General features: G+C 74.6%; 20 protein-coding genes. 14 read left to right on the forward strand and 6 right to left on the reverse strand.

The features are described 5' to 3' along the window. Positions 1 to 105 precede the first annotated feature (105 nt). Positions 106 to 1,893: a carbohydrate-binding module family 20 domain-containing protein gene (locus IH54_RS0133560; RefSeq protein WP_031524296.1), complete on the reverse strand. Its 1,788-nt coding sequence runs from the start codon at positions 1,891 to 1,893 to the stop codon at positions 106 to 108. A gap of 228 nt (positions 1,894 to 2,121) precedes the next feature. Here IH54_RS0133560 and IH54_RS0133565 point away from each other — a divergent pair, with 228 nt between their 5' ends. The 4 genes from IH54_RS0133565 to IH54_RS0133585 all read left to right on the forward strand — a co-directional run bounded on the left by IH54_RS0133565 (position 2,122) and on the right by IH54_RS0133585 (position 5,317). After that, positions 2,122 to 2,691, forward strand: a complete 570-nt coding sequence (locus IH54_RS0133565; RefSeq protein ID WP_031524298.1) for a GNAT family N-acetyltransferase — start codon at positions 2,122 to 2,124, stop codon at positions 2,689 to 2,691. Positions 2,692 to 2,799: 108 nt separating this feature from the next. Next, entirely contained in the window at positions 2,800 to 3,183 is a 384-nt protein-coding gene (locus IH54_RS0133570) for a CU044_2847 family protein (RefSeq protein WP_234344156.1), read from the forward strand. Next, on the forward strand, positions 3,180 to 4,013 hold the full coding sequence (locus tag IH54_RS0133575; RefSeq protein ID WP_052398155.1) for a S1 family peptidase: 834 nt from the start codon (positions 3,180 to 3,182) through the stop codon (positions 4,011 to 4,013). The genes IH54_RS0133570 and IH54_RS0133575 overlap by 4 nt, the downstream gene beginning before the upstream one ends. A gap of 143 nt (positions 4,014 to 4,156) precedes the next feature. After that, positions 4,157 to 5,317, forward strand: a complete 1,161-nt coding sequence (locus tag IH54_RS0133585) for a hypothetical protein (RefSeq protein WP_031524305.1) — start codon at positions 4,157 to 4,159, stop codon at positions 5,315 to 5,317. Here IH54_RS0133585 and IH54_RS0133590 read toward each other — a convergent pair. Beyond that, positions 5,289 to 5,858 (reverse strand): TetR/AcrR family transcriptional regulator, encoded by a 570-nt coding sequence (locus tag IH54_RS0133590; RefSeq protein ID WP_043183054.1) that lies wholly within the window; start codon positions 5,856 to 5,858, stop codon positions 5,289 to 5,291. The two genes, IH54_RS0133585 and IH54_RS0133590, sit on opposite strands and share 29 nt — an antisense overlap. 130 nt (positions 5,859 to 5,988) lie before the next feature. Here IH54_RS0133590 and IH54_RS0133595 point away from each other — a divergent pair, with 130 nt between their 5' ends. From IH54_RS0133595 to IH54_RS42120, 7 genes are all read left to right on the forward strand, one after another. Then, the gene (locus tag IH54_RS0133595) at positions 5,989 to 7,209 is read left to right on the forward strand and encodes an MFS transporter (RefSeq protein WP_031524310.1); all 1,221 of its coding nucleotides are present in this window, start codon (positions 5,989 to 5,991) and stop codon (positions 7,207 to 7,209) included. 71 nt (positions 7,210 to 7,280) lie between these two features. After that, positions 7,281 to 7,688, forward strand: coding sequence for a nuclear transport factor 2 family protein (locus tag IH54_RS0133600; protein WP_052398156.1), 408 nt, complete (start codon positions 7,281 to 7,283; stop codon positions 7,686 to 7,688). A gap of 160 nt (positions 7,689 to 7,848) precedes the next feature. Continuing rightward, on the forward strand, positions 7,849 to 8,949 hold the full coding sequence (locus tag IH54_RS0133605; RefSeq protein WP_031524315.1) for a glycoside hydrolase family 19 protein: 1,101 nt from the start codon (positions 7,849 to 7,851) through the stop codon (positions 8,947 to 8,949). Positions 8,950 to 9,115: 166 nt separating this feature from the next. Next, on the forward strand, positions 9,116 to 10,144 hold the full coding sequence (locus IH54_RS0133610; protein WP_324607842.1) for a L,D-transpeptidase family protein: 1,029 nt from the start codon (positions 9,116 to 9,118) through the stop codon (positions 10,142 to 10,144). Between the two features lie 262 nt (positions 10,145 to 10,406). Further along, the gene (locus tag IH54_RS0133615; protein ID WP_043183056.1) at positions 10,407 to 11,729 is read left to right on the forward strand and encodes an MFS transporter; all 1,323 of its coding nucleotides are present in this window, start codon (positions 10,407 to 10,409) and stop codon (positions 11,727 to 11,729) included. A gap of 34 nt (positions 11,730 to 11,763) precedes the next feature. Next, complete coding sequence (locus IH54_RS0133620; RefSeq protein ID WP_078862732.1) at positions 11,764 to 12,135, forward strand: hypothetical protein; 372 nt, start codon at positions 11,764 to 11,766, stop codon at positions 12,133 to 12,135. A gap of 401 nt (positions 12,136 to 12,536) precedes the next feature. Continuing rightward, a complete protein-coding gene (locus IH54_RS42120) occupies positions 12,537 to 13,556 on the forward strand; it encodes a pentapeptide repeat-containing protein (protein ID WP_052398157.1) in 1,020 nt (339 codons plus the stop codon). Here IH54_RS42120 and IH54_RS0133630 read toward each other — a convergent pair whose 3' ends face one another. Continuing rightward, positions 13,557 to 14,012 (reverse strand): MarR family winged helix-turn-helix transcriptional regulator, encoded by a 456-nt coding sequence (locus IH54_RS0133630; protein ID WP_031524326.1) that lies wholly within the window; start codon positions 14,010 to 14,012, stop codon positions 13,557 to 13,559. A 271-nt stretch (positions 14,013 to 14,283) separates the two neighbouring features. On the opposite strand from IH54_RS0133630, the gene IH54_RS0133635 reads away from it, so the two are divergent. Together IH54_RS0133635 and IH54_RS0133640 are read left to right on the forward strand one after the other, a co-directional pair. Further along, complete coding sequence (locus IH54_RS0133635; protein WP_052398158.1) at positions 14,284 to 15,747, forward strand: DHA2 family efflux MFS transporter permease subunit; 1,464 nt, start codon at positions 14,284 to 14,286, stop codon at positions 15,745 to 15,747. 670 nt (positions 15,748 to 16,417) lie between these two features. Beyond that, positions 16,418 to 16,891 carry a carboxymuconolactone decarboxylase family protein gene (locus tag IH54_RS0133640; protein ID WP_031524331.1) on the forward strand — a complete coding sequence of 158 codons (474 nt, stop codon included), beginning with the start codon at positions 16,418 to 16,420 and terminating at the stop codon, positions 16,889 to 16,891. Positions 16,892 to 17,299: 408 nt separating this feature from the next. Here the strand turns inward: IH54_RS0133640 and IH54_RS42125 are convergent, their stop codons facing one another. Both IH54_RS42125 and IH54_RS0133650 read right to left on the reverse strand, forming a co-directional pair. Then, positions 17,300 to 19,363: a hypothetical protein gene (locus IH54_RS42125; RefSeq protein ID WP_052398159.1), complete on the reverse strand. Its 2,064-nt coding sequence runs from the start codon at positions 19,361 to 19,363 to the stop codon at positions 17,300 to 17,302. Positions 19,364 to 19,664: 301 nt separating this feature from the next. Then, entirely contained in the window at positions 19,665 to 22,013 is a 2,349-nt protein-coding gene (locus IH54_RS0133650; protein ID WP_234344157.1) for a DUF7617 domain-containing protein, read from the reverse strand. 1,332 nt (positions 22,014 to 23,345) lie between these two features. Here IH54_RS0133650 and IH54_RS0133660 point away from each other — a divergent pair. Further along, complete coding sequence (locus IH54_RS0133660) at positions 23,346 to 24,047, forward strand: DUF4240 domain-containing protein (protein WP_052398160.1); 702 nt, start codon at positions 23,346 to 23,348, stop codon at positions 24,045 to 24,047. Positions 24,048 to 24,149: 102 nt separating this feature from the next. Here the strand turns inward: IH54_RS0133660 and IH54_RS0133665 are convergent, their stop codons facing one another. After that, the gene (locus IH54_RS0133665; RefSeq protein WP_031524341.1) at positions 24,150 to 24,791 is read right to left on the reverse strand and encodes an N-acetylmuramoyl-L-alanine amidase; all 642 of its coding nucleotides are present in this window, start codon (positions 24,789 to 24,791) and stop codon (positions 24,150 to 24,152) included. Positions 24,792 to 25,167: the final 376 nt, after the last annotated feature.

The raw sequence follows: 25,167 nt of genomic DNA on the forward strand, positions 1-25,167 counted from the left end.
CTAAACACCAGCACCACCAGCACGGAACACGGCCGCCCGACCCGGACAACCGGACCGGGCGGCCGCACCCGTCCCCCCTCAAGCCCTACGGGGGAGCGCGGAACGTCAGGCGCGCCAGGTGTCGTTGAGCGAGACGTTGCCGGACGCGGGAACGGTCGCCGTGCGGTTGCCGCCGGACTCCCACGTCACGTTGCCGCTGCTGTCCTTGCGGATGTACTTGTACTGGAAGGACGTTCCCGCCGGCAGGCTCACGTCGAGCTTCCAGACGGGGTAGGCGGCGGAGGACATCGGCAGCGCGCCGGCGGTGTTCCAGCCGCCGAGCGCGGGGACGTCGCCGACGACGTAGATGTTCTGCCCCCACGCGGTGGTGGCGTTCACCGCGAAGGACGCCCCGGCGGTGGGGTTCGTCCCGCCGGTGGTGGAACCGCCCGTGGTGGAACCGCCGGTGGTGGAACCGCCCGTGGTGGAGCCGCCGGTCGTGGTCCCGCTCGTGCTTCCGGTGGCGGAGCACGATCCGGCGTAGAGGGCCACCGCGTCGTTGGACCCGATCGTCGCCGTGAACTTCCCGTCGGAGCCGACGGTGTACGGGGCGCCGCTGTGCTGGACGTCGCAGTACGTGCCCGCGGGCAGCGACGTGGTGAAGGTCTGGGTCAGCGACCCGCTCTCGTGGTTGATCGCGACGAAGCCCTTGCTGCCGCGGCCGAAGGCGATCGCGTTGTTGCCGTTGTCCCACCAGTTGGTGACGGCCGTGCCGGAGACGGCGTTGCGGAAGCCGACCATGTTCGAGATCTGCGGCCAGGCGTGCTGGCACTTCCAGCCGTCGCTGTAGCAGGAGTTGACCTGGCCGTTGTTGGGCGGGCCGGCGTCGTTGTCGGAGAACTCGTAGCCGGAGTAGACGTTCGGCGAACCGTAGGGCCACGCCAGCACGAAGACGTTGGCGAGCGTATAAGTGGCGTTGCTCTTGTAGTTGAGGGTGGAGCCGTTGCGCTCGGTGTCCCAGTTGTCGACGAAGGTGCGGGCCTTGTCGCTGGAGAGATAGCCCGCGCCCCATGACGCGCCCCACTGGCTGAGGGAGGACAGTTTCTCGCTGCCGAAGATCCGCTTGAGGTCGAAGGCGCCCTGGAATTCGTCGACGTCGCCGGTGCCGGTGTACTCGGTCGGCTGGACGGCCTCGCCGGACCCGTAAATCACCTCCTGCGCCCAGTAGATGCCCGGGTTGGTCAGCTTGGACTTGATCGCGGCCAGGTCGCTCGCAGCGATGTGCTTGGCGGCGTCGACGCGGAAGCCGTCCACCCCCAGCGCGATGAGGTGGTTCATGTACGCGGCGATGGTGGAGCGGACGTAGTCGCTGCCGGTGTCGAGGTCGGCCAGGCCGACGAGTTCGCAGTTCTGGACGTTGGAGCGGTCGGCGTAGTTGGAGATGTTCGTCCGGCAGCTGTGGAAGTCCTGGTCCTGGTAGTAGCCGGGGTAGTTGTACTTGCTGTACGCCGTGCCGCCCGTGCCCGTCCCCGATCCCGAGGACATGTGGTTGATCACCGCGTCGGCGACGACCTTCACGCCCGCGCTGTGGCAGGCGGCGACCATGTTCTTGAAGTCCGACTCACTGCCGAGGCGGTTCTGCAGCTTGTAGCTGACCGGCTGGTACGCGGTCCACCACTGCCCGCCCTGGATGTTCTCGGTGGCCGGCGAGACCTCGACGTAGCCGTAACCGGCCGGGCCGAGCTGGTCGGTGCAGGCCTTGGCGACCGAGTTCCAATTCCACTGGAACAGCGTGGCGGTGACGTCCTTGCTGCCCGGCGGCGTCGCGCTCGCCTGCTGCTGCGAGGCGGCGGCGACCAGCCCCGCGGCGGCGACCACCGCGGCGACGGCGCCGTTGAGGACCCTGGATCTCATGGGCGGCTCCTTCAGTCGAGGGGCGCCGGTGGACGCACCGGTGCCCTGTGAAGGCGGCCACGCGCCAGGCCGCCGTACGAGACGGGAACCCGGTCCGTCGGGCTCCGCGCACGGAGCTTCCTGCCGGGGCGGTGGACACGTCAATCGGTCGGACAAAAAAAGTTGCTGTGAGTTGCTGAAAGAAATTGCAATCGCGGCCGTGCGCGGGTGTCTGCCAGACTGCGGCGCATGGACGTCCGTCTCGCCCCGTGGTCGGAGCCCGCGCTCGCCCTCCTCCGCCGCATCAACACCCCCGAGATGCGCCGCCATGTCGGCGGCCCGGAGTCGGAGGACGCCCTCCTCGCCCGGCACCGCCGCTACCTGGACATGCCGGCGACCGGCAGCGGCCGCATGTACGCGGTGCTGCTCGCGGGTCCCGGCACGGCCGGGGAGGAATGGGCGGCCGGGGAGGAGATGGTCGGCAGCATCGCCTACTTCCGGCGCGACTGGCGGGGCGAGGAGATCTACGAGACCGGCTGGAACGTCCTGCCCCCCTACCAGGGCCGCGGTGTCGCCGCGGCGGCCGGCGCCGCCCTCGTCGCCCTCCTGCGCGGCGCCCCTCGCACCCCTCGCACCCCCCGCCACCTGCACGCCTTCCCCTCCGTCGACAACGCCCCCTCGAACGCCCTGTGCCGCCGCCTCGGCTTCCGCCTCCTCGGCCCCTGCGACTTCGAGTACCCGCGGGGCAGCGGCACGATGATGCGCAGCAACGACTGGTGCCTCGACCTCACACCGGAGGCCGCCGGGCAGCCGGACTGAAGTCCGCGGACCGGCCCCGGGGAGGCGGGCGGGCTGGGAGCATGGGAGCCCGACTCGCCCGCGCGTCAGGGAAGTCGGCGGGCGCGGCAGAGGGGACGGGGCAGGCGCATGGGCCAGGTCAGGGTCGAGACGGTGGCGCTGGACGCCGCCGGCGGGCGGCAGATCGCGGCGCGGACGCGGACGTCCGCTGTGCTGGAGGACCGGGCGGCCGAGGTGGAGGAGGCCATCGTGCAGGCCTCGGCGATCGCGCAGCAGTCGCTGGCGCAGGTGCCGGAGCGGGACGGGTGGCAGGTGACGTCCATGGAGGTCACCTTCGGCCTGACGCTCGCCGCCGAGGCCGGGGTCATCCTCTCCAAAGCCTCCGCGGAGGCGTCCTTCGAGGTGACCCTCACCGTGGAGCGGTCCTCGGGCCGGACGCCGGAGCCCGCGCCGCACTCCTCGCCGGAGCCCGCGCCGGAGCCCGCGCCGCACTCCTCGCCGGACCGGACGTGACTGCCGATCCGGGCGCCGGTGCGGACTACTGGGTCGAGCTGTCCCAGGGGCAGCGGCGGCTCGGGGCGGGCTTCCTGCTGACCCGGCGGTTCGTCGTCACCGCACTGCACTGCCTGCGCGGGATGGCCGACTACGAGGCCGAGTTGGATGTGGCCCTGGCGGACGGCACCCGCGTGCCGGGACGGGTGTCCCGCCAGGACAAGGAGGCGGACCTCGCGCTCGTCGAGATCTCCGCGGGGTACGGCGTCGCGCAGCCCGTACCCGTCGCCGGGGTCGCGCGGGGCGGTGAGCGGTGGCGCGGGCCCTACCGTCCTGCCCCGAACGACGTGGAGTTGACCGGATGGGTCGCCGACGGGGCCATCGCGTACCTCTGCGAGGGCGGCGGGCACATCGAGGCCCTGCAGTTGACCGCCGACCAGCAACTCGGCGACTACTCGGGCTACTCGGGCGGGCCCGTCGAGAACGTGGAGGAGGGGCAGGCCCCGGCGGTCGTCGGCATCCTGCTGGAGCAGGCGCCGGACCGCGTCGACCCCAGCCGCAGCGCCAACGTGCTCTTCGCCGCGACCATCCGCGAAGTGATGCGGCGCTTCGACCACTTCGACGTCGGGCACCTGGTCGGCGTCCTGCGCCCGGCGGCGGCCGAGGGAGCGGAGGCCGTACCGCCGCCCCCGAGCCCGGCTCACCGCGTCGACACCCTGCTCGGCCTCTTCCAGCAGATGGCCGAGCAGGCCGTCCTGGACCCCGCGGACGTCTCCGAGCTGCGCTATCTCGCGCTGAAGCGTGTCTTCGACGGGCAGGGCGGCCGGGACGTGGGCGGGGGCGCCGCGTGACCGACACATGGCAGAAAGCGCTCAACAGCGCCCGAAGGGCCGTGCGGGACCCGGACAGGACGGGGTCCCGCCGCAGGGGGCGCGATGCGCGGGCGGCTGTCGAAAGGCTCTGCGAGGAAGGGGAGTTACTCCTCCACCGGGCCGTGGGCCCGCAGCTCTCGGAGCTGGTCGCGCTGCTCGACGGGCTCGGGCTGTCCGACACCTCCGGCTTCCTGCTGGACCACGTGGTCGCGTGCCTGCGGGAGCAAACCGGCCTGCTGGTCACGCTTGCTCCCGCGCTGGACCGGCTCGGCGCCGCGCTCGCCGCGCACGGCCGGTACGACGACGCCACCTGGGTCACCGCCGCCTCGGTGGAGGCCACCCCGGACCGGGCCGCCGCCCTGGCCAACCTCGCCGCGCTGACGCTGCGCCGGGGCGACACCGTGGGAGCGGCCGAACTCGCGGTCGAGGCACGCCGGTTCGCGGCCCCACCGGAGAGCGGCGACGCGGCAGGGCTGGACGTGGCGGTCCTGGAGGCCGCGGTCTCCGCCGAAGTCGCCCGCCGGGAGGGCCTGCACGCCCACGCCGACCGGCTGGTCGACGAACTGGCCGGGTGCGTACGGCGCCTGGCGGCGATGGTCGGAGACGATCACCCCGCGTCCCTGTCGGCCCTGGCCGCCCTCGCCTCCGCCGAGTTCTCGTCGGCCGAGGCGGCGGGCGAGCGGGCGCGCATGGAGCGGGCGGTGGACGTCCTCGCGGTGGCGGCCCAGCGGATGTCGGCGGTGCTGGGCGGCCACCACCCCCGCGCGCTCTCGGTGCTGCGGAGTCTCGCGTCGGCGGAGTACGAGCTGGCGCGCACATCCGGCGACGCCCGGCGGCTCGATGGAGCCGGGGCGCTGATGGCGGCGGCGGTGCGGGGGACGGAGGCGCGGGGGACGGAGGCGCTGCGGAGGGAGGAGCGGTCCGGATTCGGCGAGAGGCGCCGTACCGTGAGCGCCCCTCGGACGGACCCGAGCGGCGCTGAACTCAAGGACGCTGCCCGTTCGCTGATCAGCGAGGCCGAGTTCCTGCTGAACGGCGAAGCGCACGAGGCTGTGCTGCACGGCGCCGACTCCGCGACCGCCAGGCTGCAGTACAACGTGCTCGCGCTCGAACTGCTCCGCGCCCAGGACATCGTGGACGACCGGCCGGGCACGGCCTACGCGCTCGTCCTCGACATCCTGCACAAGATCGACGTGCTGCTCCAGGCACGGGCCCCCGGCGGTGCTCCCGTCCCCGACCCCGAGGCGGACACGCTCAACTCCCCCCGGCGGCCAGCCCCGTGACCGTCTCCGCGAGCCGCTCCGCGTAGCCCGCGGTCAGGGACGCGGGGTCGAAGAGCAGCCGGTACCACATCGGACCGTAGACCAGGTCGACGAGGAAGTCCGCCTCGGCTGCGCCGAGTTCGCGGGGCTCGCGCGCGCGGGCGAGCAGCGTGCGGACCAGTTCACGGCGGGGCAGGATGAGCCGCTCCCACACCGTACGGGCGAAGGCCTCGTCGCCGATCGACTCGGCGACGAGCGCGCGGTTGAGGACGCCGCTGATGCCCTGCTGGGCCGCGAAGGTCGCGGTGAGCAGGGCGGCGAGGTCGCCGCGCGGGGAGCCGGTGTCGGGGGCGGGTAGGTTGCCCGCCGCGTAGGCGGCGAGGGAGTCGAGGATCACCTCGCCCTTGCTGCGGTAGCGCCGGTAGACGGTCTGCTTCGAGACGCCCGCGCGGGCCGCGATGCCCTCGATGCTGGCCGCCCGGTAGCCCTTCTCCTCGACCAGCGCCATGGTCGCGCGCAGGATCGCGTCGTCGACGCCGGGGTCTCTGGGGCGTCCGCTCATGTGGTCCTCCTCGTGCGGTCCTCGTGCGGTCCTCCTCGTGGGTTCCACCGTACCCCACTTGACATACGGACCGGACCGTATTTGAATCTCATTACGAACCGCACCGCACCGTATTGAAAGTGAGGGTCCGATGATCTCTCGTCGCCCCGGACCGGCCCTGTGGGCCCTGGCCCTCGGTTACTTCTCCTTCGGTACGTCGTCGCTGGCCGTCGTCGGCCTCGGCGACCCGATCGGCGCCGACCTGCACGTCAGCCAGTCCCAGGTGGGCCTGCTCGTGACCGTGTTCGCGCTGACCTTCGCGCTCACCGCGCCGCTCGCCCCCGTGCTGCTGGGGCGCCTCGGGCGCAAGAGCGTGCTGCTGTCCGGGCTCGCGGTGATGGCGGCCGGCGGGGTCGCCGCCGCGCTGGCCCCGAACTACGGGGCGCTGTCCGCCGCCCGGGTGCTCACGGCGCTCGGCGGGGCCGCCTTCGGGCCGGCCGCGTCGGTCGCCGGCTCGCTGCTGGTGCCCGCCGAGCGCCGGGCCCGCGCGCTGGCCACCGTCTTCGCAGGGATGACGGCCGCGGCCGTCCTCGGAGTACCGCTCAGCACCAGCCTGGGGGAGAGCGTCGGGTGGCGCTGGACCACCGTCGGCATTGCCGGGCTGACGCTGCTCGCCCTAGGCCTCGTCGCCGCCTTCGTGCCCGCCCTGGAGCGCGGCACCCCGGCGACCCTCGCCGCCTTCCGGCCGGTGCTGCGGACGGCCGGGGTCGTGCCCGCGGTCACCACCACCTTCGCCTTCATGGCCGCGCAGTTCACCGTGTACGGCGTCATGGGCGCCTACCTCGCCGACCGCTTCGGCTCCGGCACCGGGCAGGTCGCCGCGCTGCTGCTGGTCTTCGGCATCGCCGGTGTCGTGGGCAACGCGCTCGCCGGCCGGGTCTTCGAACGGCTCGGCGGCCCCGCCACCATCACCGTGTCGCTGACCGGCTTCGGCGTCGCCTTCGCCGCCCTCCAGCTCGCCCCCGCCGACCTCGCGGCGGCCGTCGCCGCCATCGTCGTCTGGGCCGTTTTCAGCCAGCTCTTCCAGGCCCCGCAGCAGGCCCGCCTCGTGGCCCTCGTGCCCGAGCAGCGGGCGCTGGGGCTCGCGCTCAACGCCTCGTCCCTCTACCTCGGGATGAGTATGGGCAGCCTGCTCGGCAGCGGCCTGCTCCCCGCCCTCGGCGCCTCGTGGCTGCCGGCCGCCGGGCTCGTCCCGCTGGCCCTCGCGGCCGCCGCGCACCGCGCCTCCGGACGGCACCACGCCGTACGGGAGACCGGGCCCGCGGCCGCCTCGGCGAGCAAGGCGCCGACCGCCCCCCTACCCAGCCGCTGACCACCGAACGCCGGCCGTCGAGAACACCGGCCTCCGAATACGCCGACCCGAACCACCTGAGGAGCCTCGCCATGACCACCACCACCGCGACCACCACCGCCACCCTCGCCGAGCAGAACACCGCCCTCGTGCGGGACTTCATGGAGACCGTCTGGAACGAGGGGCGTACGGACGCCGCCGCCCGCTACGTCGCCGCCGACCTCGCGCAGCACAACCCCGCGCTCCCCGACGGTCTGGCCGCCCTCACCGGGTTGGTCGACACCCTGCGCGGCCAGCTGCCGGAGCTGCGGTTCGACATACGGCGCACCGTCGCGGAAGGCGAACTGGTCGTCGTGCACAGCCTGTTCACCCCGGCGCCCGGCGCCGACGCGCAGGCCGTCGTCGACATCTTCCGGGTCGAGGGCGGGCTGATCGCCGAGCACTGGGACGTCCACCAGGAGCTGCCCGCCACGACCGCGAGCGGTCGCCCCGCCGTCTGATCCGCCGGTCGCCCGGCCCCCAATCCACCGCTGCCACCACTGGCTCAACCGCCGGGGGTGGCAGCGGTGTTGTTCCGTGATTGGTCCAGACCTTGACAGGTTCAGACCAATGCGGGAAGGTCCGTCTCGACCCCACCGAACCCCCCTGAGGAGTGGTCACGTGTCGAGACAGCGTCTCATCGCGTTCCTTGCCGCACTCGCGGCCGTCGTCGGGCTCGTCGTCCTGGTGCCGATGGCGTCCACCGCGTCGGCGGCCACCTGCGCGACCGCCTGGAATTCGTCCTCGGTCTACACCGGCGGCATGACCGCCTCGTACAGCAGCCACAACTGGCAGGCCAAGTGGTGGACGCAGGGCGAGACGCCCGGCGCCGCCGACGTCTGGGCCGACCAGGGCTCCTGCAGTGGCAGCAGCGGCGGCACGACCGGCGGGACCGGCACCGGGTGCAGTTACCCGGCGTGGGCCGCGGGCCGGGCGTACGTCACCGGCAACATCGTGCAATACACCAACGGCCTCTACTACATCGCGACCCACGACAACCCGGGCTACGACCCGACGATCAGCACCTGGTACTGGAGCCCGTACACCTGCACCGGCTCCGGCAGCACGGGTGGCAGCAGCGGCGGCACGACCCCGCCCTCCAGCGGATTCGTTGTCAGCGAGGCGCAGTTCAACCAGATGTTCCCGAACCGGAACTCCTTCTACACCTACAGCGGCCTGACCGCGGCGCTCGGCGCGTACCCCGGCTTCGCCAACACCGGCAGCGACACGGTGAAGAAGCAGGAGGCCGCGGCCTTCCTCGCCAACGTCAGCCACGAGACGGGCGGCCTCGTCTACATCGTGGAGCAGAACACCGCCAACTACCCGCACTACTGCGACACCAGCCAGCCGTACGGCTGCCCCGCCGGGCAGTCGGCGTACTACGGCCGCGGCCCCATCCAGCTCAGCTGGAACTTCAACTACAAGGCCGCGGGCGACGCGTTGGGCATCGATCTGCTGGACAACCCGAACCTCGTGCAGAACGACTCGGCCGTCGCCTGGAAGACCGGGCTCTGGTACTGGAACACGCAGTCCGGCCCCGGCACGATGACCCCGCACAACGCGATGGTCAACGGTGCCGGCTTCGGTGAGACCATCCGCAGCATCAACGGCAGCATCGAGTGCAACGGCGGCAACCCGGCGCAGGTGCAGAGCCGCGTCAACGCCTACCTCTCCTTCACGTCCCTGCTGGGCGTGCCCGCGGGCAGCAACCTCTCCTGCTGAGCCTCCCCCGCACCTCGGGCGCCTTCTCCGCCGAAGGGGTGACCTGCCGGGCATGTCCGGAACCGGATGCCCGGCCTTAGTATGTGTAGGCGCCAACGTGTTCTCGGGCACGTCCTCCCCTTGGCCGTAGACCAGTCCGTCCGCTTCGCCGCCCGAAGGATCACCCGTGGCCGTTCCCGCCCTCTCGCTTCCGCCGCGCTCCCGCGCGCTGCTCGCCGCCGCCGGCGCCGCGGGCGCGCTGCTGCTGGCCGTCGGCTGCGGGGCCGCGAGCAGCGACGCGGCGGGTACGGGGGCGCCCACCGCGCGGGCCGCGGCGGACCGGGACGCGCCTGAGGCGCGGGCGTCGACGTCCGTGCCCGCGTCGCCCTCCGCATCCGCATCCGCATCCGCCTCCGCGCCGGCCACGCCGTCCGACTCGGCCACCGCCTCCGCGACCCCGTCCCGTACGGCCTCCGGGTCGCCGGGCCCGCGCACGAAGGCGCCCGCGGCCACCACGTCGCCCGCCTCGTCCGGCAAGCGGTCCGGAAGCTCCTCCGCGAGCGGGAGCGGGACCGGGACCGGGACCGGGAGCGGCGGCTCCGGCGGCGACACGGCACCGCACTTCCCCGTCCCCGTCACGGTCGGCAACGCCACCCAGGTGATCACCGTCGAAGCGAGCGGCTCGTACGCCACCGTGACGGCGTGGGACAAGGGACCGGCGGGCTGGAAGGCGGAGTTCAGCACCACCGCGGGCCGGGTCGGCTCGGCCGGGGTCGTCAACGGGACGACCCGCAAGCAGAATTCGTCCACGACCCCGTCCGGGACGTACACCCTCACCGAGGGCTTCGGCGTCGCCGCGAGCGGCACCGCGATGCCCTACCACCGGGTCGGCGCGGACGACTGGTGGGTCGAGGACCCGCAGTCCGCGTACTACAACTCCCTGCACAGCGCCCAGGGGGCGGACTTCCCCCTCACGGAGGCGGGCGACCGCGGCAGCGAGCACCTGATCGACCACCCGACGCAGTACGCCGAGGCGCTCGTGATCGACTACAACCGTTGGCCCGCGGTCCCCGGCCGCGGAGCGGGCATCTTCCTGCACGTCAACGGCGCGGGGGCGACGGCCGGTTGCGTGTCCGTCCCCCGCGCGACGATGGACCGCGTCATGAGCTGGATCAAGCCCTCGGCCCACCCCCGTATCGCCATCGCCGCCGGCTGAGCGGGCCCGCGGGGAAATCCGGTTCCGCGCCACCCCGCCCCCGGGCTAGGGTCGCGGCGGAACGACGAACCCGGCGAGGAGCGAGGACGTGGTCGGTAGAACGAGCGCGCGTTGACGCCATAGGCCGTGACCGGCCCGTCATCGCGTGCTGCCCCTGGTAGTCGGCGCGGCACAGCGAGCCCCTTTCCTCTTTTCCCGCACCGCCGGTGCGCCGTCCGCGCGCCCGGCGGCGGGCCTCGTCCGCCGCACCTGAGGGACCGCCGTGCCGTACCCCGCCACCCCCGCCGTACCCGATTCCGCCCGCCGTCCGGCCCCGGGCCTGCTGCGGGACGCCGACTTCCGCCGGCTGTGGGCGGGCCAGACGGCCTCCCAGCTCGGCGAGCACGCAACTCTCGTCGTCCTGCCGCTCCTTGCCGTCCTGACGCTCGACGCGGGACCCGGCGAGCTGGGCGTCCTGCGCGCGGTGGGGCAGACCCCGGCGCTGCTGCTCGCGCTCCTCGCCGGCGCGTGGGTGGACCGGTGGCGGACCCGTACGACGATGGTGCTCGCGGACGCGGGCCGCGCCCTGCTGCTGGGCGCCGCGCCCCTCGCCGGAATCCTGGGCGGGCTCGGCCTGCCCGCCCTGTTCGGACTCGCCTTCGCCGTCGGGGCACTGTCCGTCTTCTTCGACGTGGCCTACCAGACCTCGCTCGTCCGGCTGGTGGAACGCGATCTGCTGGTACGCGGCAACAGCGCACTGGAGGGCAGCCGTTCGGCGGCGCAGACCGGCGGCCCCGCACTCGGCGGCGCGCTGGTGTCCGCGCTGTCCGCGCCGGTCGCCGCCGCTTCCGGCGGGCTGCTGTTCGCGCTGTCCTTCCTGTCGATCCGGCGGATCAGGCGAGCCGAGGCGCTCCCGCCGCGCGCGGCCGACCGCCCGCGGGCCCGGCAGCAGATCGGCGAGGGCCTGCGGTTCGTCGCGGGCGAGCCGCTGCTGCGGGCCGTCTGCATGGCGTCGGCCGCCTTCCAGCTCTCCTTCGCGGCCATGACGACCGTCTACCTGCTCTTCCTGCCACGGGAGTTGCACCTGTCAGGCGCCGTCGTCGGCCTCGCGCTCGCCGCGACCGGGCCGGGGGCGCTGCTCGGCTCGCTGCTGGCGGCCCGGCTGCCGCGCCGCTTCGGCTACGGCACGGTCGTCGTGTGCGCGGCGGCCCTCGGCGACGGGGCCTTCCTGTGCGTGCCCGCTCTGCACGGCCCCCCTCGGGTGACCGTCCCCGCGCTCGTCGCGGTCGGCCTGCTGTTCGGGGGCGGCGGGCAGTTGGTGAACGTCGCCCTCATGGCGGTCCGGCAGGCCGTCACCCCGGACGCGATGCAGGGCCGGGCCGCCGCGACGATCGGCTTCACCGGCATGGGGACGGCCCCGCTCGGCTCCCTGCTCGGCGGATTCCTCGCGGACGCGCTCGGGCTGCGCACCGGCCTGCTGGTCACGGCCGCCGCCATGCTGCTCTCCCCGGTCCTGCTGGCTCTCTCCCCGCTCGGCCGACTGGGCCGCGAACTCCCGTCAGCCGCAGGCGTGTCGGTGGCCGTGCCGCGGCCGCGAAAGCCGTAGCCCGCGCGGGCGGGGCCTCAATACCCTTGCGGGCATGTGCTTCTACGCCGTCGCCCACTACAAGCTGCACTACGTCTGCCTCGCCTGCCGGGTGAGCTTCAAGCGCCACGGCGGCGCGAACTGCCCGCGCTGCGGGCGGGAGATGCTGTGCGCCGGGCACGACTTCGCCGTCCCGCGCCGCCGGGACGTGCGGGGCTGGTCGGTGGTCGCGGTGGTGCTGCGCGCGGGGCTGCGGTACGAGGGGCTGTCCGGCTGCGGGTGCGGCAAGGAGCCGGAGTACCGGCCGCGGACGAGGGCGCAGGTGCGGGTGCGGAAGGCCGTCGCGGCGCGGGAGGGTGCACCGCTGGCCGAGGTGCTGTCCCGCCCCGAGCCGGGCGAGCCGATGATGGGGCGCCGGTCGCGGTGAGGGGCCGGGCGGCGCCCGCGGCGGGGGGTGAGGGGGTGGGCCCGGCGGTGGGTACGGGCGCTGGCCCGGCGGTGGGCTCGGCGACGGGTTCGGGTGATGGCCCGGCGGTGGGTTCGGGTGCGGGCTCGGCGACGGGTACGGGCGGTGGGTTCGGCGGTGGGTTCGGGTGCGGGCTCGGCGACGGGTACGGGCGCGGCCCGGCGGTGGCCCCCGACCCGGGCCGGTAGCGCTCCCGGTCGCCGGTCCGGTGCCGGGGTCTGCCGTGGCTCGGCGGGCGGCCCTGGCGGGTGAGCCCGGTGCCGGTGCCGGTGCCGGTGCCGGGTCCGGATGCGGGCGCGGGCCGGGAGGGGTCCCGCCCGCCGGAGTACGTTCGGTCCACGTGGTCAGGGGAGGGCGGGCGGATGCGCGGGCGGTGGGGGCGGTGGTGGGTGCTGGGGCTGGTCGGGGCCGCCGGGGTCACCGGCGGGGTGCTGCTGATCCTCGGGCCGCTGTCGTGGCTGGTCGCCGGGGGCAGCGTGCGCGCCCTGCACGGCAAGGACCAGGCCGACGCGGTCAACGCCGTACGGCAGACCGTGCTCGCGGCCTTCGCGGGCGCCACCGTCTTCGTGAGCCTCGCGTACACCGCGCGCACGTACGTCCTGACCCGGCGCGGGCAGGTGACCGAGCGCTTCCGGGCCTCCGTCGAGCAGCTCGCGTCCCCGCACACCGAGGTGCGGCTCGGCGGCATCTACAGCCTGGAGCACGTGCTCGCCGAGTCGGAGCAGGACCACGACGCGGTGGTGGGCGTGCTCGCCGCGTACGTACGCAACCGCACCGGCGCCGAGCCGGGCCCGCCGGCCGTGCTGCCCGCGGTGCGCAACGCCGGGCGGCCGATGCCGGAGTGGGGGACGCAGCCCCCGCAGGACGTGCAGGCCGCGGTGGACGTGCTGGCGCGCCGCCCCCGGCGCCCGGAGGTCCGCCGGGTCGACCTGCGGGGGGCCGTGCTCGTGGGGCTGAGCCTGCGCGCGTTCGAGTTCGCCGCGCCGCCGCGGCTCTCGCCGGCGTTCCTGACGGCGGCTGACCTGCGGCGGGCCGACCTGCGCGGGGTGGAATTCCACCGCTCGATCCTGAACGGTGCCGACCTGCGCCGGGCGAACCTGGCCGGTGCCCGGCTCGCGGGCGTACCCCTGTCGGGCGCCGATCTGCGGGAGGCGATCCTGGTGGACGCGGACCTGGGGGACGCCGACCTCTCCCGCGCCGACCTGCGCGACGCGTCCGGGCTCACCGCCGAGCAGCTCGCCGGCGCCCATCTCGACGCAGAGACCCGGCTGCCGCCCGAGTTGGCCGCCGACCCCTGGGTCGCCGCGCGGCTCGCGGAGTGCGCGGCCTGGACGCCGGTCCGCACCTCGAACGGCCCGCCGCCCACGTCCCGCCCCCTGTGATCAGTCGGCCGGTGCCGGTGGCGCGTCCGGCACGGACTCGCGCAGCTTCGCGAGCAGCTCCAGCAGCAGCGTGCGCTGCTCGCCGCCCAGGCTCGCGGTGGCCGTCGCGAGCGCGGCGCGGTCGATGTCCTCGGCCCGCGCGTGCGTCGTACGCCCCAGGTCGGTGAGCTTCAGCAGATAGGCGCGGCGGTCGGTGGGGTGCCGGCGGCGCTCGACCAGGCCCTCCCGCTCCAGGGCGTCGACCAGCGACGTCACGGTGCGGGCGGCGACGCCGAGCGCGTCGCCGAGGTCGCGCATGCGCAGCGGCTCGTCCGTGGTGGACAGGGCTCTGAGCAGGCGCAGCCGGGACACGGACAGGCCGTGGCAATGCAGTTGCGCGTCGACGTACGTGCGCAGCCGCACCGTCGTCCTGAAGAGGTCGTCGACCAGTACGTCGCTGCTCCGGATGTCCACCACTGGGTCGCGTCTCGCTCCTTCCGCGCCCCCGTGCCGATGGCGCGTTCACGTGTTGTGTGCCGACTCATAGTGAGTAGACTCAGCATATCGGGCGCGCGGCTCGATCCGTCCGTGCGCCCGCGTATGCCCGCACACGTACGTACACCCGTAAGCGATTACGGTTCACCTCGCCGTTCCGCTGACCCCGCCGATTTCCCGCAGCACCCGCCGCCACCCGCCGACGGACCACCCACCCGCCACGCACACCCCGGGCCCCCGGGGGAGGAGGACCATGCCCGGCCGACGCCTCAACCAGCGCCTGGTCGTACCCACCATGTTCGTCGCCACGTTCTTCCTCGTGGTGATGGACGGGGCGATCACGACCGTCGCGCTGCCCTCGATCGCCCGCCAGTTCGGTGTGACGGCGGCCGGGGCGGACAGCGTGGCCGTGGTCTACCCGGTGTGCGTCGGCATCACCATCCCCGTCTCCGGCTGGCTCGGCGACCGCTTCGGCGGCAAGCCGGTGCTGCTGACGGCGATGAGCCTGTTCACGCTCGCGAGCGCGCTGTGCGGGATGGCCGACAGCCTCGGCCAGCTCGTCGTCTTCCGCGGGCTCCAGGGCCTCTCGGGCGGCCTGCTCACCCCGGTCGCGGCCGCGATGCTCTTCCGCACGTTCAGCCCCGCCGAGCGCGTCCGCGCCTCCCGCGTCATGATCATCCCGCAGCAGATGGCCCCGGCGGTCGCGCCCATGCTCGGCGGCGTCCTCGTCGACAGCATCTCCTGGCGCTGGGTCTTCTACGTCAACCTCCCCTTCGGCATCGCCGCCCTCCTCTTCGGCCTGCTCTTCCTCGACAACCCCCGGCACGGCGACCCCGGCCGCCTCGACGTGCCCGGCCTGCTGCTCTCCGCGGGCGCGCTGTCGCTGGTGATGTACGGGGTCTCCGAAGGCGCCGCGCACGGCTGGGGCAGCCCGCTCATCGCCGGCAGCCTCGCGCTCGGCGCGGCGCTGCTCGTGGCGACCGTCGTCGTCGAACTGCGCAAGCCCGCGCCCGCGCTGCGGCTGCGCCTCTTCAAGGACGCGCTCTTCCGCGACACGAAGGTCCTCGGCCTCATCGGCATCATCCCCTTCATGGGCGCGATGTACGCGGCGCCGCTCTTCCTCCAGGAGGCGCGCGGCGCGACGGCCCTGGAGTCCGGCAGCGCGACCTTCACCGAGGCCTTCGGCGTGCTGCTGACCGTGCAGCTGGCCTCGCGCGTCTTCGACCGGTTCGGGCCGCGGCTGATCATCGCGAGCGGGCTCGCGTGCGTCGCCACCGTGCTGGCCGTGATGACGGTGACGGTCGGGGCCGACACCGGGCCGTGGTCCTTCCGGATCTACATGTTCCTGCTGGGCCTGGGCATGGGCGCGGTCTTCATGCCGCTCACCGTCGCCTCCTTCGCGACGATCGGCAAGGAGGACATGGGGCAGGCGTCGACGCTCGGCAGCGTCATCGCCCAGCTGTCCATGGCCCTGGCCCCGGCCCTGGTCGCCACGCTCCTCATCGCCAACACGCCCTCGACCGAGCACGTCGCCCCGGCCTCGGCCTACCACACGGTCTACCTCGTGCTGACGGTGATGGCCTTCGTGTCCGTGCTCTTCACCCTCACGATCCGCGACGCCCCGGCGCGGCACTCCCCGCCGCCGTCGGCCGGCTCCGGGGGCCCGCGGACACCTTTCCGCCGCCGGGCGGAGGCGGGCAGCACGGAGCTGGGCTGAGGGCGTTCCCGACCCGTCCGGGCCGGTGGGGGCTGTCGGGTGGGGCCTGGGCTCGCGCGGGTGGGCTTCCCGCCCCTTCGAGTCCTTCCGCGGCCCGCCCCGCACCGGCCGCACCGGCCGCACCGACCGCGACGACCGCGACGACACCGCGCTGCTGCGTGCGCGGGAGGTGCTGGAGGCGAGCCGCGCCGCGTGGCACGCCGAGCCGCGCTCGTACGACGCGGAGCGCCGCCTCGCCAAGAGGGGCGGCGCCCGCAGCCCGCACCCGGCCGCGCGCAACCCGTACGAGGCGATGGGCCTGCGGTGGGCGGCGGCCCCGCGCGAGGGCGCCCCGCACGCCCTCGCCCACATCCCGGGCCGGGGCTGGACCGGCCTCGCCGGGGACGACCCGGCGGGCGCCGAGCTGAAGCCGTACGTCACGCCTGCCTCGCGGCGGGCGGCCCGCTCCCGCCCGGGCGGCGGGAAGAGCCGGCCGACTGCGTACGGCGGCTGCGCGAGCGCGCGCCGGGGACGTCGCCCCGTACCCGCGGGCTGCTGCGGGCGGCGTGGCACGTGGAGGTCGCGGCCTCCGGACCCGTCTCCGGCTGAGGCGTGTTACGTCTCCGGGCGGCTCATCGTCGGACGAGTGAAGGCAGCACTTCACGCATCGACGACGAGAGGGAGGCCCCCCATGGGACCCCGGATCAACGCACTCGCCACGGAAACGGGTCAGAAGCTCGTGAAGCACATGGTGGCGAGCGACCGCGTACTGCGCGGCACGGAACTGCCCGCGGAGCTGCGCGAACTGGTGAACATCCGCGCCAGCCAGCTCAACGGCTGCGGCGGCTGCCTCGACATGCACGTCAAGGAGGCCGCGGCGGCGGGCGAGACGACGGTACGCCTCAGCCTCGTCGCGGCCTGGCGCGAGACCACCGTCTTCACCGAGCCCGAACGCGCCGCCCTCGAACTCACGGAATACGGCACCCGCCTCGCCGACTCGGCGGGCGTCCCGGACGAGGTGTGGGAGGCCGCGGCGAAGCACTTCGACGAGGAGCAACTGACCGCGCTGGTCGGCCAGATCGCCCTGATCAACGCTTTCAACCGGTTGAACGTGATCATCCGCCAGCCGGGCGGCGACTACGTGGCGGGCCAGGTGCCCCACTGAGCGGATCCCCTGCGGGGGCGCGGAGTTCACCGCGGCGCGCGCCCGCCGGGCGGTCGGGGGCGGGGGGCGCCGGGTGGGCTTCCGCTGTCGTGGGGGCGGTGGGTGCGTCGCGGGTTCGTGCGGTGCCTCGGGGGTGGCGGGCCGTGGTGTGCGGGTGCCGGGCCGTGGGCGGGCCGCCGCCGGGTGCGCTGCCGCGGGGGGGCCGGTTGCGGCGGCGCGCACGGGTCGTTCGGTGGCGGGTGCGTCCATCGGGCGGTTGGCCGGAGGGGATCGGCCCGGGGCGGGCTGCCGAGGGGTGGTGCGGTGGCGCGTACGGGCGCCGGGGCGTGGGCGGGGTGCCGCGCGGGCGGTGGGTGCGGCGGGGGAGCGGGCCGTCGTCGTACGTAACGGCCCGCTCGCCAGGCGCCGTTACGCGTGGCAGACCGCGAACTGCGTGGCGCCGTTGCCGCTCTGGGCCGTGGGGTCGGTCGCGACGGTCACGCCGACGTACGGGTGCCGGGAGTCCGGCTTGAAGCTGTAGTTGCCGGTGAAGGTGTAACTGCTCACCCCCGCGGGGAACTTCGTCGTCTGCGTCGCGACCGTCGGGGACGAGCCCCGCTGGCGGCCCGAATCGCTGCGCCACCACGTGAGCTTGAGGGTGCCGGACGCGGTGCCGTCGTAGGTGACGACGATCTTCGCGGCGGCGTGGCTGGAGCCGCCACCCTGGCCGAGGGTGCACGTCAGGCCTTCGACCCGTACGCTCGCGACCCGCGGGCCGCCCTGCTTCGGCGGGGCCGCCGGCGTACGGGTGGTCCTGGGCTTGGCCGGCGCCTTGGTCGCGCGCGGCGCCGGGCTCGTGGTGGTGGGCGTCGCGGTGGGGCTCGACGTCGGACTGGCGGTCGGCGACGCCGTGGTGGGCGCCGCGGAGGCGGAGGCACTCGCCGAGGTCGGGGCCGCGGTCGTCGCGGGGGCCGAGCCGGCCGCCGGGTCGTCGCTGCCACTGCTGCTCACCACGGCGGTGAGCGCGATCGCGCCGGCCACGACGACCGCCGCGGCCGCGATGAGCAGCACCCGCGCGCGCCGCCCGAACCGCGGTTCCTTCGCCTCGCCGCTCTCCCCGGATCCTTCGGCGCCGCCGTCCGCTTCGACGCTGCCGAAGCCCTGCCGCTGGAGGTAGCCGGGTACGGGGACGTTCGCGGCCCGGGCGTCGGGGGCCTCGGCGCCGGGAGCCGGGGCTTCTGCCACTGACTGGGCCTGAGCCTGGGCCTGTTCCTGCGCGGGGGGCTCGGACGCGGGCTGCTGGGCGGTGGCTTCCGCGGGCCGGGCGGAGGACTCGGCCGCGGGCTGGGCCTCGGCGTTCGCCGCTGCGGGTGCGGCTGCCGGGGCGGACTTCTTCGCCGCCGACTTGCGCGCAGGCGCGGACTTCTGCGCGGCGGTCCTGCCCGCCGCCGTACCGGCCGCCGCAGCGGTTTTGCGCGCGGGCGCCTTCTTTGCGGACTTCGCTGACTTCGCGGTCTTCGCCGGCGCGGCCTTCTGCGGCTGGGCCGGAGCGGCGGGCGCGGCGTCCTGCGGGGACGCTTCCGCGTCGGAGGCGGCGGCCTGCGCTGGCGGCTGAGCTGCCGCGGACTGCGCCTGGGCACCCTTCGGCGCCGTGCTCTTCCGCGCGGGTGCCTTCTTCGCCGCGGGCTGGGCCCCGCCCTTCGCCGCCACGTCGGCAGCGGACGGCTGCGGCGCCTTGGCGGCGGCGGACTTCCGCGGCCCGACGGCGATCTGCATCGTCGGGGCGTCCAGCGCGGCACCGTCAGCCGGCACGGCGGGCGGCTGCGGCTCGGCGCCCCGCGCACCGGAGCCCGTACCGTCGCCGGATGCGGCCTTGGGCGCGGCCTTGGGCGCGGCCGCAGCCGCGGCCCCGGGCTGCGGTTGGGCGTCCTGCGTGGTGGCGGTCCTGCCGGCGGGCGCGGCTTCGGGCTGCGGCTCGGCGGCCCGCGCCGCCCGTCCCGTACCGGCGGCGGCCTTGCGCGTGGCCCCCGACTTGCGGGCGGGCGTGGCCTGCGCATCGGCAGTCGTACCGGCGGCGGTTGCCGCGGCCTTGCGCGTCGCCGCCGTTTTGCGCGCGGGCGCCGCCCCGGACTGCGGCGTGGCAGGCGTGGCAGGCGTGGCAGGCTCGGAACCCGCCGTACCCGCCGTACCCGCCCCGCCTGCGGGCGCCTGCTTCGGCGCCGCGGGCGGCAGCGGCTGGGCCTCCTGCGCGGCGGGCGGCTGCGGGGACTTGCGCGGCGCCGCCTTCCGCGCCGCGGGCACCTTCTTGGCCGCGGGCGGCTGCGGGCTCTTCGCCGGGGAAGCCTTCCGCGCGGCGGGCGCCTTCTTGGCGGCGGCCCCTGACGCGCCCGGCCCCGCCGGGGACTTCTTCGCGGCCGGAGCGGGAGCCGGGGCCGCCTCCGGGGCGGGGGGCTGCTCGCCGGGTATGCCGGTGCCGTCGTGCTGGTCTGCCACGTGATCCGCCCCTCGCGCCGCGCCCTTGTGGAGAGGGGACACCCGTCGTACCCCTCGATGCCCTGTGCCGTACTGGTCGGCGTCCGGCCGGCAGCCGGGCCGGGCTGCCGTGGCCCACGGGCTCGCGGGCAGCGTACGGGACGAGGCCGGGGTACGCAGCGGAGCCGCCGTGAGGGTCAAGAGCGTACCTGCCCGCGGCGGCGCGGCGCGGACCCGCCTCCCGCCGTCCCCGGGGGGAGCCGGGGGAGCGGGGGAGACGGGCCCGCGCGCGTACCCGGCCGTCAGGAGCCGGGCGCAGCCCTCAGTGCTTGTCGGGCGGCACGAGGATGCACAGCAGTGAGCACGCGACCGCCGACGACGGCTCGGTGGTCGTGTACGGCGTGCCGTGCGGCGAGTTGGCGGGGACGAAGCTCGCCCACGCCGTGTTCTTGACCGGCAGCGCGAGCAGGAAGGAGTCGCAGTAGACCTGCTTGCCGGCCCCCGCGGCGAGCGTGAAGCTGCCCGCGGCCTGCGAACACTGCGGCGCGACCGGGTCGTTGACGCTCACGTCCGCCGCCGCGACGGGCCCGGCGTTGCTGACGGTGATGCGCCAGTGCGCCGTGCCGAGCAGCTGGAGCAGCCCGACAGGGCTGGACTTGACCCAGGGCCCGGGCCCGCCCGGCTTGCAGTCGTAGGACGAGACCGAGCCGCAGATCTCCTTGACGACGGTGACGTGCGGCTGGCACGCCGCACCCGGCGCGACCGGCACGGTCACGGTGTTGGAGGTCAACACCCCGCTTGCGTCCGTGCCGTTGGCGGTGTCCTGGACCTGTGCGGTGGCGCAGTCCGCGCCGACGACCGTCCGCAGGCAGATCTGCGGCGCGTCGCCCTGGAATCCGACCGTGAGCGACGGCCGCGCGCTGCCCGCGAAGTCGCTGGTGTCGGTGAGGCTGAACTGCACGGTGACGGTGAGGGAGGGGTGCTGCGCGGCGGAGATCCCGGAGAGGTCGATCGTGCCGTCGGTGCCGAGCGCCGGGGTCGCGACGACGGTGCCGTCCGGGTCGGTCACGGCGACGGTGGTGGCCGCCGGGTCGGTGTGGGCGAGGTCGAGCCCGGTGAGCCGGGCCTGCGTGTACGCGGCGGCGTGGCTCGACCCGTCGCAGTAGAAGTCGGCGGGGGTGAGCGTGACGGACGCGCCCGTGTGCAGGCACGGCGAGCCCGCGGTGGCCGGGTCCATCGAGAAGAGGATGCCCGCGTCGCCGAGCCCGTACAGGCAGCGGGTGGTGGCGTCGTACGCGTAGCCGTAGTCGCGGGTGGTACCGCCGTTGACGGCCGGGTGGCCGGCCGCGGCCGGGAAGCCGGCGCAGGGCGCGGCGTGCGTCCAGCTGTAGCAGGTGGTGTTGCCGGGCAGTGTCCCGCCCCACTCGGGGAAGTAACTGCGGTTGTCCCCGACTGTGTTGACGACCTCGGGGTTGAAGACCAGTGCTCCGCCCGACAGCTGGCCGAGTCCGGTGGCGGGGGCGGCGAGCGGGCCGCCGTCGAGCGCGAAGCAGCCGGTGGTCGGTGAGCTGCCCGAAGAGGCCGTGGTGCAGACGCCGTTGGGCGTGCCCGCGGTGTCGTAGGAGACGAAGGCGTTGTACGTGTACGCGTTCGGGTCGGCCACCGCGGGGTGCGGGGTGGTCCAGCCCGCGCACACCGTTCCGGCCGCCGGGTCGTAGCAGCCGAGCGAGGTGGGCGTGCTGCCGTTCTGCGGCGAGGAGGAGGCGTAGAGGCGGCCGTCGGCGACGGTCGTCCCGCCCTGGTAGAGCGAGTAAGTGGCGCCGGGTGCGTTGTGGTTGGGCGGCACGATCGCGGCGAACGGCTGCCCGGTGCACGGGCTCCGGGACGCCATGTCGAGGCACAGCACCTCGCCGGTACTGGCCACGCCGTACGCCTTGCCGTCTCCGGTCGTGACGAGGCCGGCCAGGCCGTTGGCGGAGCTGGGCGATCCGGTGGACGACTCCAGTGCGACATAGCCGCAGTTGGCACGGGTGCCGAGGTCGAGGCAGCCGGCGCCGACCGTGTGCGCCGCGACCGCCGGGTAGTAGACGACTCCGGGGCGGCCCGGGTCCTGCACGTACTGCGGGGTGAGGGTCGTGTAGACGTCGCCCGTACTGCCGCTGCCGAGCGGGCCCGCGGTGGTGTTGAGCGGGCGCGGCCAGGGGCCGCCGGCGCAGGGCTGGCCGGTGGAGAGGTCGTTGCAGACCACGAGCGGGTTGGCGGGGCCGGTGTGGTGGTAGATGTTCCAGGCCTCGACGTCGCCGGAGGGCGCGTGGAAGAGGATCGGCGTGAAGCCGTCGCCGCCGGTGGCGCGGACCGCCGCCTGCACGGGCGGCAGCAGGTCGCCGCTCACGGCGGTGCCGCCGCCGGTGCCCGCGGGGCTGGTGCCGCGCACCGCGGTGGTCGCGGCGCCCTGGTCGGTGCCGGTGAAGGTGCTGCCGTCGGTGGACCAGGCGGCGGCCCAGCCGGGCGGGACGTGCAGCGAGCCGGGCACGTACGTCTGGCCCGCGCTGATCGGGTCGGTGATCGTCGCGGGCGTTCCGGGGGTGGGGGTGCCCTTGTAGGTGACGGTCCAGTCGAGGGTGTCGCCGTGCGCGGCCGGGATGCGGCCGGGGCTGGTGGCGTTCTGCACGGTCTTGACCAGCGGGCCGTCGGGCGGGGGCGGGGTGCCTCCGCCTCCTCCGCCGCCGTGGGCAATGACCGGAGTGGCGGATCCGGCCGCCGTCGCCAGCAGCGCCGCCGAAAGTGCGACTCCCGCGCGAATGGCGAACCGGCGGGGTCTGCGACCCGGTCTCTGCGCCGGGGGCGCGGAAAAGGAAGGTAAAAGCCGGAGCATCGGTGTCCCCATTTTCTCTCGGTGTGCGCGGGCGCCCTCGCCGGCCCACGCGCGAACACGGTAGGGCAGGGGAAGGTGTGCAGGTCACCCGAACGAGCGAAAGAAGAGGGGGGTTGAAAGCAATTCGCCGGTTGCTTTCGAAAGGGGGCGGCGAGCGGCGGTCGCGGTGAAGGTTTCCGACCGCCGATGAATGAGTGCGCGGAAAGGGAGCAGGGCGCACGCCGAGCGCGTGCGTGCGCCATTATGCGCTTCGTTTGTATGTTTGACCGTGGCGATTTACGGTGCGGGGGACGAGGTGGTAATGCGTCGGCCGCGGGCCGATCGCCGACCGGTTGCCCGTCGGTTGCGAGTCGGCCGCGGGTCGCGGACGGGGCTGCCGGCGGGCCTATCGGCGCAGACGCCACCCGGGGGCACGGGATGCGGGCCGGGGAAGAGCGGCGTGGAGGGGCGCCGGCGGGTCGTACCGGCGGAAGCCGGGGGCGCCCGCGCACGGTCGGGGCGGCCGGGGTGTACCGCCGAACGGTGGATCGCGTGCCGCCAGTCGGGTGAATCGCCCGGGGTGGCGTGGGCTCTGGGGCTGGTGGGGCATCACCGTTGTGAGTAAGGCGGGTGATCTGCCACTACAGCGCGGTCCACCTGCCGTAGCGGGAGGTGAGCCATGATCACGAATGGCTTGTGGCGAACGGTGCAGCGGGCCATTGAATCCCCGGAACTGACGGTCCGGTTGATCGCCATCCTGGTCACCATGGGCACGTGCGCCGCCGTTTTCGCCTGGCTCTGGAGAGCCTGACCCCTCCGTCCCGCCCCGGTTCCGTACGGGCGGCCCCGTCGCCGCCGACCCGGACGCGACCCGTCCGTCCACACCCTGTGGACGACGGTCCGCCCGTACGGTCCCGGGCCGCGGGGCGCAGGGCGCGGGCCCCGGACGACGGCGACGAGCCGCGGGACGCGGGAGCTCGGGCTGCCGGGCCGCAGGGTGGCGCGAGCCGCGGGAGAGCCCGCGGCTGCCCGGGATCCGGAATCCCGTGCAGCCCGCCCGCCACAGCCGCCCGCCCAGCGTGCGGCTTCAACTTCCGTCCCTGGTAAGCGAATTGGAGTCGTCAGAAGCCCCTGGCATAGTCAGTCCTCATGAACACCGACTCCTTCTGGGCCCTCCTGGAGGACTCCCGGCAGCACGGATTGGGCAGCGACAAGCGCGACGCCTGGCTGCGCGACACCCTCGCGGGGCGCACCGGCGACGAGATCGTGGCCTTCCAGGCCTGGCTCGACGAGCTGACCGACCTGGCCCTCACCTGGGATCTGTGGGCCGCCGCCGACCGGATCTTCGGCGGCTGGTGTTCCGACGACACCTTCCGCTCTTTCCAGCACTGGATGATGGGCCTCGGTCGCGCCGTCTTCGAGGCCGCGGTGAACGAACCGGACGTACTGGCCTACGCCCCCGAGGTGCTGCGGCTGTCCGGTCGCCCCCGCGCCGCCTGGCCCGCCGCCGACCGGCCCGCGTGGCCCGCCCTCGACACGGTCGGCCTCGCCGCGTACGAGCTGGCCACCGGCCCCTCGGAGGACTTCGGCGACGCCTTCTACGCCGCGGTCCGCGGCGCCCGCCGCTGCTGGCCCTCCCCGTACGGCACCGGCTGCTGCAGCTTCACGCCGGGCGGCGGCCAGGGGGCCGGGACCCCGCCCGTACCCGCGGACGGCCCCGACCCCTCCGGGCGCCGCTGGTCCGCCCTCGACGAGGAGGAGGCGGCCCGGCGGCTGCCGCGGCTCAGCCTCCTCTTCCCCCTCGACGAGCCCTTCCCCCGCGCCGGCAGCGCCGACCGGCCCGCTCCGTAGCGGACGCGGCACCCCGCACGCGCCGGTCGGGGCCCGGCTGCCGTACGGCCCGGCTGCCGTGTGACCGGGCTGCCGTGTGACCGGGCTGCCGTACGGCCCGGCTCAGACCCCGTTGACGAGCCGGATGTAGCGCACCCAGTCCCAGTTGGGGCCCGGGTCGGTGTGGTCGGTGCCGGGCACCTGGACGTGGCCGATGATGTGGGCGCGGTCCTTGGGGATGCCGTACTTGTCGCAGATCGCAGCGGTCAGCGCCGCCGAGGAGTGGTACATCGCGGTCGTGAAGTACGACGGCTGGTCGACCCAGCCCTCGTGCTCGATGCCGATGCTGCGGGTGTTGTAGTCCCAGTTGCCCGCGTGCCAGGCGATGTCGTGCTCGCGGACGCACTGGTCGATCGCCCCGTCGGCGGACCGGACCACGTAGTGGGCGGCGGCCGCGTGCGCGGGGTCCTGGAAGAGCGAGATGGTGTCGGCGAAGGTCTCCTGGGTCACGTGGATGACCACCATCTGGATCGGGTAGCTGGAGGGCCGGTTGGACGCCGTGTAGTTGGCGGTACTGGCCGGCGCCCAGGTGGCTGACGGGTAGTCGACGGCGGTGGCGGCGCGGGCCGCGGCGGGCGTGGCGGCCCGGGCGGAAGCGGCAGGCCAGAGGTCGGCGGCCAGGCCCGCGGTGGCGGCGGCGCCGAGTCCGAGGCCGCCGCGCAGCAGCGAACGGCGGCTGGGCTCGGCGGAATTGGGGCGATGCATCGAGGGCTCCCTGTGGCGTCATGGTGTGGGCGAGTGCATGACAAAGAGATCGGGCCCGCCCATCGTGCGGCTCACGCCCCCGGCGTGCCAAGGCATTCGCGAATTGGCACAGGTCCAGACCACTGGCGCACCTGCGCCGAGCCCGCGCGTATCGGACCCCGCCGCCCGGACCCGCGCCCGCGCGCCCGGACCGCCGCGCTCCGGCCTACCCGCGTCCATACACCCCTGCCCCCGCTCGCGTCCGCCCTCGCGCCCCCGCTCGCCCGCCCGGCGCTCCCGGGACCGCCCGCGTCCGTACCGGCCGTGACGGGCCCTTCGTGCGCCGCCGTACGGGTCACCAACCCCTCACCCCGTGTGATCACGCCTCACCCCTCGG

This window comes from Streptomyces sp. NRRL F-5123, assembly GCF_000721495.1.
Classification (GTDB): domain Bacteria; phylum Actinomycetota; class Actinomycetes; order Streptomycetales; family Streptomycetaceae; genus Actinacidiphila.

Bases quoted from the DNA above. Each gene is read 5' to 3' on its own strand.
- IH54_RS0133560 (WP_031524296.1), bottom strand. From the start codon at position 1,893: ATGAGATCCAGGGTCCTCAACGGCGCCGTCGCCGCGGTGGTCGCCGCC.
- IH54_RS0133565 (WP_031524298.1), top strand. From the start codon at position 2,122: ATGGACGTCCGTCTCGCCCCGTGGTCGGAGCCCGCGCTCGCCCTCCTC.
- IH54_RS0133570 (WP_234344156.1), top strand. From the start codon at position 2,800: ATGGGCCAGGTCAGGGTCGAGACGGTGGCGCTGGACGCCGCCGGCGGG.
- IH54_RS0133590 (WP_043183054.1), bottom strand. From the start codon at position 5,858: ATGAGCGGACGCCCCAGAGACCCCGGCGTCGACGACGCGATCCTGCGC.
- IH54_RS0133595 (WP_031524310.1), top strand. From the start codon at position 5,989: ATGATCTCTCGTCGCCCCGGACCGGCCCTGTGGGCCCTGGCCCTCGGT.
- IH54_RS0133600 (WP_052398156.1), top strand. From the start codon at position 7,281: ATGACCACCACCACCGCGACCACCACCGCCACCCTCGCCGAGCAGAAC.
- IH54_RS0133620 (WP_078862732.1), top strand. From the start codon at position 11,764: ATGTGCTTCTACGCCGTCGCCCACTACAAGCTGCACTACGTCTGCCTC.
- IH54_RS42120 (WP_052398157.1), top strand. From the start codon at position 12,537: ATGCGCGGGCGGTGGGGGCGGTGGTGGGTGCTGGGGCTGGTCGGGGCC.
- IH54_RS0133635 (WP_052398158.1), top strand. From the start codon at position 14,284: ATGCCCGGCCGACGCCTCAACCAGCGCCTGGTCGTACCCACCATGTTC.
- IH54_RS0133640 (WP_031524331.1), top strand. From the start codon at position 16,418: ATGGGACCCCGGATCAACGCACTCGCCACGGAAACGGGTCAGAAGCTC.
- IH54_RS0133660 (WP_052398160.1), top strand. From the start codon at position 23,346: ATGAACACCGACTCCTTCTGGGCCCTCCTGGAGGACTCCCGGCAGCAC.
- IH54_RS0133665 (WP_031524341.1), bottom strand. From the start codon at position 24,791: ATGCATCGCCCCAATTCCGCCGAGCCCAGCCGCCGTTCGCTGCTGCGC.